Annotated in this window: 8 protein-coding genes; 4 read left to right on the forward strand and 4 right to left on the reverse strand. The window is 44.7% G+C overall.

Going from position 1 to position 12,791, the window contains the following annotated elements:
- The first annotated feature begins 35 nt into the window (after positions 1 to 35).
- The 4 genes from IPL83_03055 (at position 36) to IPL83_03070 (ending at position 8,208) form a co-directional block, all read left to right on the forward strand.
- Positions 36 to 743 carry an outer membrane beta-barrel domain-containing protein gene (locus IPL83_03055; protein ID MBK9038135.1) on the forward strand — a complete coding sequence of 236 codons (708 nt, stop codon included), beginning with the start codon at positions 36 to 38 and terminating at the stop codon, positions 741 to 743.
- Positions 740 to 2,497 (forward strand): hypothetical protein, encoded by a 1,758-nt coding sequence (locus IPL83_03060; GenBank protein ID MBK9038136.1) that lies wholly within the window; start codon positions 740 to 742, stop codon positions 2,495 to 2,497. Before IPL83_03055 ends, IPL83_03060 begins: the two co-directional genes overlap by 4 nt.
- A complete protein-coding gene (locus tag IPL83_03065) occupies positions 2,494 to 5,766 on the forward strand; it encodes a hypothetical protein (GenBank protein ID MBK9038137.1) in 3,273 nt (1,090 codons plus the stop codon). The genes IPL83_03060 and IPL83_03065 overlap by 4 nt, the downstream gene beginning before the upstream one ends.
- A 129-nt stretch (positions 5,767 to 5,895) precedes the next feature.
- On the forward strand, positions 5,896 to 8,208 hold the full coding sequence (locus tag IPL83_03070; protein MBK9038138.1) for an AgmX/PglI C-terminal domain-containing protein: 2,313 nt from the start codon (positions 5,896 to 5,898) through the stop codon (positions 8,206 to 8,208).
- A 36-nt stretch (positions 8,209 to 8,244) separates the two neighbouring features.
- Here IPL83_03070 and IPL83_03075 read toward each other — a convergent pair whose 3' ends face one another.
- The 4 genes from IPL83_03075 to IPL83_03090 form a co-directional block, all read right to left on the reverse strand.
- Entirely contained in the window at positions 8,245 to 8,412 is a 168-nt protein-coding gene (locus tag IPL83_03075) for a hypothetical protein (protein MBK9038139.1), read from the reverse strand.
- Positions 8,413 to 8,542: 130 nt separating this feature from the next.
- Positions 8,543 to 10,171: a VWA domain-containing protein gene (locus IPL83_03080; protein MBK9038140.1), complete on the reverse strand. Its 1,629-nt coding sequence runs from the start codon at positions 10,169 to 10,171 to the stop codon at positions 8,543 to 8,545.
- A 243-nt stretch (positions 10,172 to 10,414) separates the two neighbouring features.
- Positions 10,415 to 10,984, reverse strand: coding sequence for a hypothetical protein (locus IPL83_03085; protein MBK9038141.1), 570 nt, complete (start codon positions 10,982 to 10,984; stop codon positions 10,415 to 10,417).
- 338 nt (positions 10,985 to 11,322) lie between these two features.
- Entirely contained in the window at positions 11,323 to 12,780 is a 1,458-nt protein-coding gene (locus tag IPL83_03090; protein ID MBK9038142.1) for an adenylate/guanylate cyclase domain-containing protein, read from the reverse strand.
- Positions 12,781 to 12,791 lie beyond the last annotated feature (11 nt).

Below are 12,791 nucleotides of genomic sequence, written 5' to 3' on the forward strand. Positions count from 1 at the left end.
CCTCACTTGAGATATTTCGAAAAAGGAGTCCAGTTGTGACGATCAGGGAAATAGGAATTATTATACTCGTTACTTTTGCAACATTAGGAAATGCCTGGATAAAAACGGCGTCGGCTGCTCCTCCCGCCGCGTTCTATGATCTTCCTAAGGTTGTGGCCGTCCAGAATCGCACCTATTTTCTGAATCACGACTTAACTGCTCAATTAGGTTGGTTGCCAAGCGATGCGTTTAATAAGGGCTATACGGTCGGTTTATCTTATACCACCTTTTTCAGTGACTATTTAGGCTGGGAGGTCGTCAACGCTAACTACTCATTTAATAGTGAGACGAACCTTAAAAAGGATCTCCTCAATAATTTTGGGGCCGCCGTTGAGAATGTGGGTTTTGATGGTGTACTTGATTTTGTGACCTATTATTTTACTACGAACATTGTCTACACGCCACTCTACACAAAAAGCCTCCTTTTTAACAAACATATCACTCGGGGGGAAGTCAGTTTCGTTTTTGGAGCTGGGGGTGCTAACTTCGATGCGAGCGGGATACGGACTCTGATCAATGCTGGACTCTACCTGCGCTTCTTCACGAAAGCCGACACTTCTTGGAAATTTGATTTTCGTGACTTCCTCTATTTTGAAAAGAGTTTGGGGGCCGTCAATTCGATGTCCCTTATGGTTGGTTACTCCATGCAACTGGGAAAGCCTCCCGTAAGACCCCTTTCCAGTGAGGAAATTGATACAAAATGAAGTGGAAAGAGATGATTGGTTTAGACGAGGTCTCTCTGATTCTTATATTTCTTGTCAGTGCTGGCGGGTTTGCGAAAGGAGCAAGTGGACAAGTAAGGGCCTTAAAGCCTTCCGCTCAATTAAAAATATCCAATCGAACGCCAAATCAGGAAGCAAAATCTAAGGTTGAAGCAAAATCTGCTGCCCCGGTCGCTCTTGTAAATGGGGCAAATGGGAGTGAACCAAGTTTAAAAACCAATCCGGCAAAGGAATCTCCTCCGCCAAACTCTGCCCAGAACGCACCTCCCGATCAGGTAACCAGCGGAAAATCAGTCGATCTCAGCAAGGCGTTTCTCAAAGAGGAAGTAAAACCTTACTCCTATGTCCCCATAGACGCCGAGTTTTGGTATAAAATTCAAGCCTCCATTGCCGAAGGGAATCCGATTTCAGCGCTCATTGAAGGAGCAAGAATGGAAGATTCTGCAGGAACTGATACTCCGGAGGGAGGCGAAGGGCAGCTGGCTATGGCCGTCGCCTTTCGCGAACGAAAACTCTATTATGCTTCTTTTGATCTATTGATTCGAATGGCGAAAGACCGAATTGGATCATCACTGGGCGAAGCTGCACTCCATGAGCTCGGTAAACTTACCACAGAGACTCCTTACGATCAGGAGGCACTTAATCACCTTCTTGTTGGAAATGAATTTGCCTCACTTCATCCGGACGTCGAATCATTCGTGAGTTATCACAAGGCAATGGATCTTTTGCAATTGGGGTTCACAGAATGGGCTCAAGTTCATATTAATAAGATCAAGAAGGATTCTTATTGGGATTATCTCATGCAATATTGGACGGCCGTCGGGGAAGTTTCGCGCGATCGTGTTGATAACGCTCTCGCAATTTTTCAAAAACTCATGGAGACTCAAAGTTTGCCTCCGAGAATCTTTGAGAAAGTGGCTCTTCAATATGCCCGTCTCATTTTTGAACAGGGTGATTTTCAAACTTCATTTGCCATCTATAATAGTCTAGGTTTGACGGGCGTGCGTGAGATCGGTCGAATTCAATTGGAGCGAGCTTGGGTTCACTACTATCTTAAGGACTACGGCAAGGCAATGGGCATCCTGACGGCTCTGCAGGCCCCCTACTTTGAGCCCTCGCTGACTTTTGAGCGGCACATACTTGAAATGATTATCTACAGAGAACTCTGTCACTACGAGGCCGTAAAATACGTTGCTGGGCGGTTTCGTTCAAACTTCAAATCAAGCTTAAATGCAATTCGCTGGCGCAAGCCACTTCGGCACGATAAGGCCCTCTTTAATCTTGCGGTCCTCAATCGTGAAATTCAAGATCCTGCAAATCTTGTTGATCAAGTCCGTCGTGAACTGGCAATGATTAAGGAATACAGCTGGGATCAATTCACTTTCTTTAAACCTCTTCTCCAAGAATACTCACGAATCGATAGTATTCTCCAGGCTCGCATCGATATCCAACTTGAAGAGAAAACCAGGAGTTATGCGAATGAATTGCTGGATGCCGAGGAGCAGATCCTCTTTTTGGAGTACACATCGCGGCTAGATGAGCTTCGTGTCCGTCGAGGGGATGATTCAACTTATCGCGCTCAAGATATCAGCTACATTACCTTTGAGAAAATCTACTGGCCCGCAGACGGTGAGTTTTGGTGGGATGAAATGCCAGATTATCTAATGAAGATATCCTCCCGATGTGGAGAGCAGTCAACGCCGGACGATCGTAAGGTGGAAAAGGAGTTCAAATGAGTTCTTTTCCAGATGGCTCGCTTTTTCTCCGCGCCAGAAATTGCATTTGCATGATTGCGATATTCTTGTGGACGCCCCCTTCACTTGGTCAGTCTCCCGCCCAGGCGAGTCTCGAGAAAATGCGCCAGGATCTAATGAAAATTGATAAGAGTGTCACTGAAACCGAGTCAAAAATTAAGGAAATCAGAGATGCTCGATTTCTTCCAGACCTCTATTTTGCCTTGGGGGAGTTCTTAGTCGAAAAAAGTCGATACATGTACGCAATAAAGGTAGCAGAGAACAAAGGGACCCCTCTGAACGAAATAGATTTTACGATGGAAAAGAGACCTAAATTTCGAGCGATTGAGGTTTATGATATTCTGATAGACAAATTCCCGAAACTCGCCGAGCGGGACAAAGCCATTTTCTTTAAGGCTCATGAATTGCGAGAGCTTGGCCGCCTTGAGGAAATGGTGAAGGCTTATGCCCAACTGACCCGTGAGTATCCTGAAAGTAGCTATTGGGAAGAAAGTCAGCTCGTTATTGGTGATTTCTTTTTTGAGGAAAAAAAGGACATCGATCTTGCCTTGGAAATGTATCAAAAAATTATTGCACGAAAAAAGGGGCCATTTACGCCGCTGGCCCAGTATAAGATGGGTTGGGCATATCTCAATAAAACGAAATTCGAAGATTCTCTGCTTTCCTTTGAGAAGGTTCTTACTTTAAATAGCGACATTGATCTTTCTCTTTTGCCGGATCTTTATCGAAAGACCGATGTGCGACGAGACGCGCTCACAGCGATGGTTTGGCCTTATTCTGAGATTCACAAATTCCGTTTGGAAAAAATGGGATTGTGGAGAGCCAATGCTTTGGATTATTTTCGACGGATCAGCCCTGATCGGACTGGTTACGAAAGGGTTCTCGACAAATTGGCAAAGCGCTTTGATCTCAAAAAAAACTACATTGAGAGCACAAAGACATATTTTGAACTTCTGCGTCTAACAACAGATCTAGAATCCAGAATGGATATTATAGAGCGTCTTTATGTGGCGATGAAGAATACTTTCAAACAATGGCCAGTGAGCGGATTTGTACATGAGGTGGCTAAAACTATTGCCCAAGTGCGGTTCAGTGACAAGCTAAAAAAGGCTGAGATAGATAAGGCCATACACGACTATGAGATATTTGCGCGAGATGTTGCTACGCGAACTCATAAGAGGGCCAAGACCACTCGCAAAAAGGAAGATTGGAATCTGGCCGTTCTTGATTATAAGTATTATCTTTGGGCGTTCCCGTCTTCAAAACATGCTCCTTTACTTCGACTGAATCTAGCAGAATGCTATTTCAATTCTGAAAACAGTGTGGAGGCAGCTAAGTCCTATGAAAACCTCGTGAATCTGACTTCTAAAAAGGAGAAGAAAAAGAGCTTTCTTGAATCATCCATAGAATCCTATATCACGGCCATTCGGACGCAGTCTAAGCTTTCTCGTCTCGAACTCAACGAAGTCAGAAACGGGCTGCGCGACACAGGAAATAGATTTATTAAAGCATATCCGGCAGAAAAATCTGTGCCAGGAATCAGATTTAATATTGCGCAGACTCACTATGACGAGCGAAATTTCAACGAAGCTGTTAAAGCCTTCAAAGAGTATATTCGCCTCCATCCAGAAGGAAAGGATGTCTCGATTGCTGCCAATCTTATTCTTGATTCATTCAACCAAAAGGAAGATTTTGTTAACATCATCAAAGAAGGAAAAGCCCTGATCGCCAACAAAAATATCACCGATGCGGGCCTGAAGAACCAGGTTATGCAGGTTATTGAACAGGCAGAGATGCGAAATGTGCAGGTAGAAGCCGGGGGAACTTCCTCGGTTAACTACGCCGCGAGTCTCTTGAAGTTGGCAGGAAAATACAAGGGTTCTTCATTGGGTGACAAAGCCCTGTACGAAGCCTTCGTTGCGTTTCGATCAAAACGCGATCCTCGTGCTTACCAATCTGGCGAACAGCTTCTGGCTCAGCATGGTAAATCGGAATATGCCCAGGAAGTTGTGACTTCCATGGGGCAGATGGCACTGACGACTGCAGATTTTCGCAGAGCTTCTCTTTATTTTGAGTTGTATGCTGAGAAATATCCCGCTCAGGCAGATGCCCGCGCTCTTTTGAAAAATGCGGCGACGATGAGAGAACTTATGGGAGATTTCAAGTTTGCCGCTCAAAGTTTTCGAAAATTAAACGACTACACTTCTGCAGCAAGGATGGATTTTCTTGGAAGCGATTGGGCCGCCCTGCAAAGATCAACTCCACAAGCGAGCGGGATCGAGGGAGTCTATTGGGAAGGGCTAGCACAATTCCGATTGCGCGGGATCTCCTCTGCCAAAGGTTCCCTGGAAAAAGCTACGCAGATGGCGAGTGGGACCTATGAAAGTCAGGAAATGGCCGCTCACGCTCTCTACCTCTTGTCGATGGGTACAATGGAGACCTACAATCAAATCCGTATGACACCGGGGAATGAGACTAAGGCAGTAAACAATAAAGCAGCGCTTCTAAAAGATCTGGATGCAAAACTGAGAAAAGTTATCGATTTTGGCAACGGGAGATGGACTATTGCAGCTCTTTATGGACTGGGCCAGGCCAATCGGGAATTTGCGGATTTCATCAAACAAGCCCCCGTTCCCGCAGGACTCCCCGCTGATCAAACAAAAATCTTCAAAGATGCCATTTCACAACAAGCTGCAAAATACGAGGCGAGTTCACGGCAGTATTTCGATCAATGCCTGAACAACGCTGAAAAATTTGAAGTATTTACTTTATTCGTAAAGGGATGCCAATCGCGAGGATCGATTCGGATTGATGAATCAAAGGAGACAGGTCTTATAGCGAGAGCTCAAGAGGGAGTTCCGGAGGGAGCAAAGGCTATTCGAGACAAACTTTACGACCAGCCTCGAGACATTGGTTTGCTGATGAGTCTAGCCAATACTTATATCCAGTCCAGGGATTACTCCATGGCTGAGCTTATTCTGAGTCGAGCGAGCGAGATTGATCCAAAAAATGCCAACGTTCTTGCCTCGATTGGAGTCGTTCAGCTTTATAAAAATGATATCAATGGCGCTAAAAAGTGGTTTGACAATGCTCTCAAAGAAAACAAATCTAATTCTTTGGCTCTTCACGGTATTGCTGGACTTCATAAGCAGTTTAACTTTCAAGCGCGTTTGAAAACTTCTCTGAATTTGGCCAAACGTGCAGGCTCCATTTCTGGCCCCTCTCACCCAATCATAGATTCAGTTAAATGATCGTCATAGCAGGACGAGACGAGACGAGACGAGACCTTCCTAAAGCGACCTGAGGAAAAAATCAAATAGGCTGTGAAGGTTCATTTGTCCGGGGCCGATAAGCATATTGGCAACAACCCAGGTAAGTAAATGGAAGCAGCGCAACACCTCAGCACATATCCAATTTATATATTAATCACACATGGGAAGACTGTCATTTTCGAAAAGACAATTGATTCTTTGCCCATAACTATAGGTCGCAGCAGTCATTGCAATGTTGCTCTCACACAATTCAATTGGATCAGCCGACAGCATGCGGTGATTTTTCCAGAAAATGGACAACTCTATTTGGTTGATCTCAAGTCTTCCAATGGAATTCAAATCGGTGGACGAACCTATGATCGAATTGAAATTCATAACGGAACCATTGCTAACATTGGACCACTTATATTTCAGTTTGGTCTGCCACAAGAATCTCTCACGAAAACTTTTTCTGTAAACCAAAATGTGGATTCCTCAACTTCTCCACCGACTCTCCCCAATGCTCTGCAGGGTCAAGGAGACGAGGTGTCTCATTCAAAAATCTCATTGGGCCCAATTGGGCCGCCGCCTATTAATGCGAGAAAGGGTCGCTTTTATCCGGAGCTTGATTCTGAATCGATCAGCAATGCTGATGGCGAATTGAAGTACAATAGGCCTGACAACAAAAGAGGTGAATCTCCCGCTTCATCAGCAAAGACGCCAAGAGCTAAGAATGAATTCGACCCTGATGCCACAATTGTAGAAAAACCGTCAAAGACAGACGAGAAAAAGGGCGGAATGCGTGGTGAGAATGCTCAAAGGCTGGAGCCCTCTCAGATTCCGCAACGAAACATCAAGCCTTCTCCGATGCCCTTGCCATCCTATTTACGGGAGGAAATTCGTCCCAGCAGGGTCTCACAAGACACGCTTAGTTCTTCAAATCTGAGGGCTTCAGAAAAATCAACGCCCAAAAGAGCAGCACACTCAACAGAATCAGGCGTTGGGGGCGGTGTTGAAACTTACCCCCTTGAGAGAGATAGGCCAATCAGGGGAATCGATAAGGTTGACCGTAATCGTCGAGTACTCGAAACCTACATCACTTGGCATGGCGCTGTTTTCGATACACAGCTCTTCTGGCCTGGTGAGCAGGTTGTCGTGGGTCGCACTTCTGATGGGGTTTATCTGCCAACCCTTAAAGGCGAATTTCTTATTGCCCATTTTGATGGTTCTGTCGCGAAGTGTTCAATTCCTGACCATCTAGGTGGATTCCTTCGCACTGGAGACTATCGGCCAGTACCCCTTAGTGAACTCGTCGAAAGCAGATCCCTTCCCCGCAGCGGAAGAAACCATATTTTAAAACTAGGGGCCACTGACCTTTGCACTTTGGATTTGGGCAAAGACGTTCGCCTGCATTTGCGCTACGCACCTGCTCCCAAGCAATTGTCTCGAAAACGAACGATCGAACCGGACGCATTGCTCAAAAGAACCTTCACAGGTTCAAGCATTGTTCATTTTCTCTTTATTGCAAGTTTCATGTTCATCGGTCCGAGCCAAGAAAAATTAAAAAAGGCGGAGCCCCCCCGCCAGGCCACGATCATATTGAAAAAGGAAGAGCCAAAAAAGCCGGAACCACCACCACCTCCTCCTCCACCACCACCTCCACAACCCAAAGAAGTGGTCAAACCTGAACCCAAGCCTATTCCTAAACCAAAGCCAAAACCAAAAAAAATAGAAAAGCAGCCTATTGTAAAAGAGAAGAAAGTCGTGCGGGACAAGGCTGTGTCGAAGGAAGTTATTCAACCAAAGGCAAAACCAGCCCCAGATATTACTAAAGTTGGGGCCTTGGCGGCTCTGGGCGCGCTGGGAGCTCCAACACCCAATCCAACAAATCAACCCGTTGCTATCAATGTCAATCCAAACGCCGGGGGTGGCGGAGCGAAAATTTCTACGACTGGAGTAATAGGAACGCTCAAGGCAAGTGGAGGCAAGCTTCAGGCGGCGGGCATAGAGGGAGTGAAAACGCAAGGACGTGGATTTGGAACAGGTTCCGGCTATGGCGTCCAAGGAATAAAGGGCAGCGCTGGAACTCGAGGCATTGGCGGAGCCGTGATTGGAGCTCCTCAATTGATGAAAATCAATCGGACGGAAGGATTAGATCGCAAGCAAGTCATGGAGGTCGTGAAGGCATATCTGGCGGAGATTCAGCAGTGCTATGAACGTTCCCTGTTGAGTGAGCCGGGCATCGCTGGGCGAGTTGAGTATGAGTGGAACATCAACCCAAAAGGAGTCGTTCAGTGGGCCAAGGTGAAGAAATCAGACATTCGTGGGGGTGATTCGCTTAACAGTTGTGTCACGTCCATTTTTAAGAAAATGAAGTTTCCTGTCGCTAAAAATGGTGAATCTACCCAACCCAACATTGGATTTCCGTTTGGACGACTATGACGACTATGCTGTTCAATTGCTGAGACTCAGATATATCTAATATTTGACTTTTGGTTTTGGTTTTGGAAGGTCTTCCACAATTTCTGAGCGATAATTGGTACGGTACTTAACATAGTTCTTCAGTTCATTTTTCTGCCGAGCCAGTAATTTAAGTCTATCGTCGTTGTGGAGTTCGCCCTTGATCGTAACATCATCGAGGTCCATCTTGGCTCCAGCAAAAGCGAGAGAGGAACTACTCAAAATGGATAAAATGACCAACAACCTCATTGAAATTATTTTAGCAGAAATCTCTTTTTAAATCTAGTTTCTCGCTCTGCTATCCAAAAAAAATCCATCAATGTTTTCTCGGAATTATATATTGTGTAAACACCCCATCCTCCACCTTAAGTCCAGCGTCGGTACTCAGGACTGCGGAGCGAGCGGGGTCATGAAGTAGTTTTTGAACACTGTACATATATACGCCATCGCCCTGAGGATCATTTTGTGGAGTTTGAATAAAGTAGACAAGCACCGAATTTCCTCCTGCGGCGTGTTCCAAACCTGGAAGGGTGTCACCCTTCTTGACCTCCACGGTTGGATAAAGGGGAAGCACTCCTTGAGAAAAGTTATAACAATCGCGGGTCGATTCGCCCGTTTTATCAAGTTTAGTATCATAGGCAAGTGCATCCAAGTCCTCAATCAATGGATTTCGGTGTTCAGCGATTTGCAGGCCGGCCTGTTGCTCACCGTCGATATTGGATCGAAGCAAGTTAAACGAATCCATTGCAAAAGCTAAGGAACGCGTGAAATAGACGAAGGTTTCTAATCCGTCAAGGACACCATCCCTATCTGTATCTGGGCTTTTTGGATCGCCGTTCTTTGGCACGTTCTCTGAGGGTCTGTCGTTTTTGATATACCTTTCTTCACAAGCTGTCAGAAAATCATGATCATCATCAGTACGATCATTACATTCTTCTTCCGCGGGAATTACTTCGCCATAGCGCAGTTCTCGCCAATGAAAATAATCACCGAAGGCTCCCCCACTTGAAAATCTTTTGCTAGGATCAAATAGATAGGTTTTTCCTTTGACAGTGATTCCGCTGTAACGAACTTCATCCCGATCGCACATGCCGTCTGCATCGGAATCTGTATCAATTTTTCCATCTTCGCAATAACCAGCATTGAGATTGTAAACGAGAAAATTCTTCAGTTGCCAAGGCTCATGTGTCGGCTTAACGACGAGCTCATTAAATTCCCAATTTGCATCGGTTTCGAAATTGACAAATTTGCCTCTTCCCCACTCTTCGCTCATTCGACGCAATCTATTAATAGCCCCCCCGCCCGCGCCTCCGTAATAGGCCGAACTGAGAAACACATTTGGAGCAAGATCGACAATATCCTCGATAAGTGCCTGTAATTCCAGGTCGTTGCTGGTGTCCGTCGGTTGCCCATCTGATACGAAAAAGACCATATAAGTAGACATTTCATCAGGAAATTTTTTTGGATCATTCACAATAGCTAAATGAACCGCTTGCAGCGCCGCCTTATAGGGAGTTGACCCTCCCTCCAATTCGGATCGGATTCGAGCGGTCGCTTTAAAAACCTTATCCAGATCATCGGTAAAGGTTGGGATAGTTTGGTCTCCATCATTGATATAGGCCTCGGCTCCCTTGTTACCCTCAAAGGCCACCATAGAGTAACGGTAATACTCCTTGTCGACATTTTCTTTGACAAATTTTTCAATATTTGTAGATCGCTTCCTTCCCCCAGGGTCAGATTGAGAATTTGAACCTGATTTATCGATAACAAAGAGAAATTTCATATAACGAAGGATTTCTTTTGGGTCGCTGATGCAAAACTGCCCCTGTGACTTGACGTTAACCAATACTTCTTCCGGACTTTTCAGTCGAACATCTGAACAGGCCAAGATGGCCAACGTCAACAATGACATCATGAATCCGCGACATGATATTTGAATTCCCATGAGCACCCCCGCATTGAGGAACAGAGCAATTGTACGGCCAAGTACGCTGACCCAGCTTCAAATAGGCTTGATCCTAGCTGCGGCCTATTCCAAGAATTTGGAGTTTATTGTCAAAATGATCGGTGCGCATAAGGATTAATCAAAAAAAGGGGGCCATCAATAACTGCCAGGCTTGCTTATAATGACGGCATGGGAAAAAGAAAAACAATCATGACTAGTGGATGTACGACCAAAAAGGAGACATCAATTCGGGGCAATTTTAGTTTTGAGGCGTTTGTTGTTGAGTTTATTTAAACTTGGTCGATCCGTGCTTGCTACACTGCTTGAAGAACGCTTAGCGAGAGGTTCTTCATCAGAAAGCTCCATCGATTCTTCAAAAAAGAGATCTTCCTTGTTATTTACCTGTGTGTTATTTAAGTGGTCTTCTCCCTCGCCGGTTCTAGAAATTCCAGCATCGCCCATTCCCATGTCAACTTCTAGAAGTTCCTTTGATGGCTTGGTTTCGTCGCTTGCCGCCAGAGGCGAATTCCTTTTTCGACCTCGGAGGGAAGTTGGAACCTCAACTTCGCCGCTGATGCTCTCCCGTAAAATCCCCGCTTGCGTACCGTTTTCGTCAATCAGCGAATTGAAATCCAATTTTGTTTCTTTCCGCTTAATGTTAAGAGCAGAATCGGAAGCTGGCAGTCGTTCGTTAAAAATTAGTTTTTCATTTCGTCGACCTACTTTGGATGTTTCGCGAGCATCAGCAGAAACTGCAGAGACACTCAGCAGCAGCCCAACAACAAAATATGATAGTGTAAAGTAAGCTTTCATTTCGCTCTCCATCGTATTGAAAACAAGCGTTTATCATCAATCATTTCTGACTTGCGCCCAATGCCTATTAGCCTAGCGAAGCTCCATCTCGCCTTACATATGTGAATTTAAAATGCAACAGGGGTGCCATCGAAAAGTCGTCTTATTTCAGCACTCGCGAGCCTGAATTGATTAAACTTTAGACAGCCCCCCGTCTGACATATTGAACTGTCAATGGTATTGACAGCGAAATTCACATAAACTGGCCTGCTTGATTGTTGTGCCAAACTCCAAGGGTGCATGGCTGGATCAAATCTCAGGAATTCAGGATCGAGGGCTGGCGGGAGCAATACGGGCATTCAGGATGCCTTCGACTTTTCGGCAATATTTTTAAGCAGGAGATTTTGATCCAAGCTATGTCCGCAGTTACGACACCTAAGCACAAAAAATCCTGTGTCATTTTTGTCGATATGCATGACTTGGCTACATTTCGGGCAATCCAAAATACCCATGCTATCTAAGGACCTAGTCTCAGCTGTCGTTATCATTTCAAAAACTTGAATCACATCACTTTCGAATCCCTTTAAACTTTTCTTCCCAATGAATTCAAACTGGAACTCAGAATTTGATTTTAGAACATCAACGAGATCATGTGGAACTAGAATCTGTCCGGGACTTGCAATGCCACAAAGTCGACTCGCGAGATTAATCACCGGACCAATAGCCGTATAACTATGAAAATACCTTCTATTGCCATAAAATCCAACGTTGGCAAATCCAGTGGCGATACCAATTCGAATTTCTAAGGGTTTGAGCCAATTTACCTCATAAAATTCTTGGTCCAAGGATACTCTTTCTCGAATTTCGATAGCTGCCCTCAATACTCTCTCGATGTAGTCAGGATAGGAGACGGGATCGTTTGAAAAAGCCAAGAGCCCGTCTCCCAAAAATTTATCAATAGTAATATCGTATTTAAGAAGAACTCTGGCAGAATCCATCATAAAATGGCTGATAACCCTTGTAACCTTGTCTTTATCTATTCTGGATACTCGCTCCGTTGAATTCACAATATCCACAAATATGGCACATATATTTGAACGATGAACGCTGTCCGTCAGAAGCACTTGATTGGTGCGGATGGCCTCGACAACCTGAGGGGAAAACTGACGACTTAATTCAGTCAACTTCAGCGCTTCATTCGTCTTCTCATCAATTATTTTGCCACGAGAAATAATTTCCTCGCGCAGCAGCTGGCGACTCTCTACCTCCTTTCGCCTCAGTCTCTCTGATAAAATTCTTAAGAAAATCGATATCACAATAGTGCCGGAAATAAAAAATATATTGAGCACCACGGTATGGCTATTGTTGTTATTTTGATTTAAAAAGATGGAACCAAAAAAATAGGGAAGAAAAATTGTTCCGATAGATGCAAAAAAGAAACGCCATGTCCACGGAATAAATGAGATTGATCCAATTGTTATGAGATTTAGACCCGCATAATAAGGGGTGCTCCAGTCTCCAATTCTATACACCATATAATAAATAATCAATGCGAGACCGGAAATATAAAAGAGCGCAAGCAATTGGGCATCATAAAAACTTTGAATTCGTTTGAACTGAAATCGAGTGTAGAGACTCAAAGGAACAACCATAGAGCGCACAATCAAAAATTCCCATTTCATATCTGGGACATATACGAAATCGCAAATCCAAAAGGCTAAAAACAGCGGTACAACCATCATATGCGTGATGACAGCCAGGATAGCCTTTGTTTCGCGAAGTTTTTCCTGATTCCGAATGCTATCTATCTGCTTCATGAATACTGTGG

The organism is Bdellovibrionales bacterium (assembly GCA_016716765.1).
GTDB lineage: Bacteria > Bdellovibrionota > Bdellovibrionia > Bdellovibrionales > UBA1609 > JADJVA01.

Excerpts from the sequence above, each read along its gene's own strand:
- IPL83_03060 (MBK9038136.1), top strand. The coding sequence starts at position 740 with ATGAAGTGGAAAGAGATGATTGGTTTAGACGAGGTCTCTCTGATTCTT.
- IPL83_03065 (MBK9038137.1), top strand. The coding sequence starts at position 2,494 with ATGAGTTCTTTTCCAGATGGCTCGCTTTTTCTCCGCGCCAGAAATTGC.
- IPL83_03070 (MBK9038138.1), top strand. The coding sequence starts at position 5,896 with ATGGAAGCAGCGCAACACCTCAGCACATATCCAATTTATATATTAATC.
- IPL83_03075 (MBK9038139.1), bottom strand. The coding sequence starts at position 8,412 with ATGGACCTCGATGATGTTACGATCAAGGGCGAACTCCACAACGACGAT.
- IPL83_03080 (MBK9038140.1), bottom strand. The coding sequence starts at position 10,171 with ATGGGAATTCAAATATCATGTCGCGGATTCATGATGTCATTGTTGACG.
- IPL83_03085 (MBK9038141.1), bottom strand. The coding sequence starts at position 10,984 with ATGAAAGCTTACTTTACACTATCATATTTTGTTGTTGGGCTGCTGCTG.
- IPL83_03090 (MBK9038142.1), bottom strand. The coding sequence starts at position 12,780 with ATGAAGCAGATAGATAGCATTCGGAATCAGGAAAAACTTCGCGAAACA.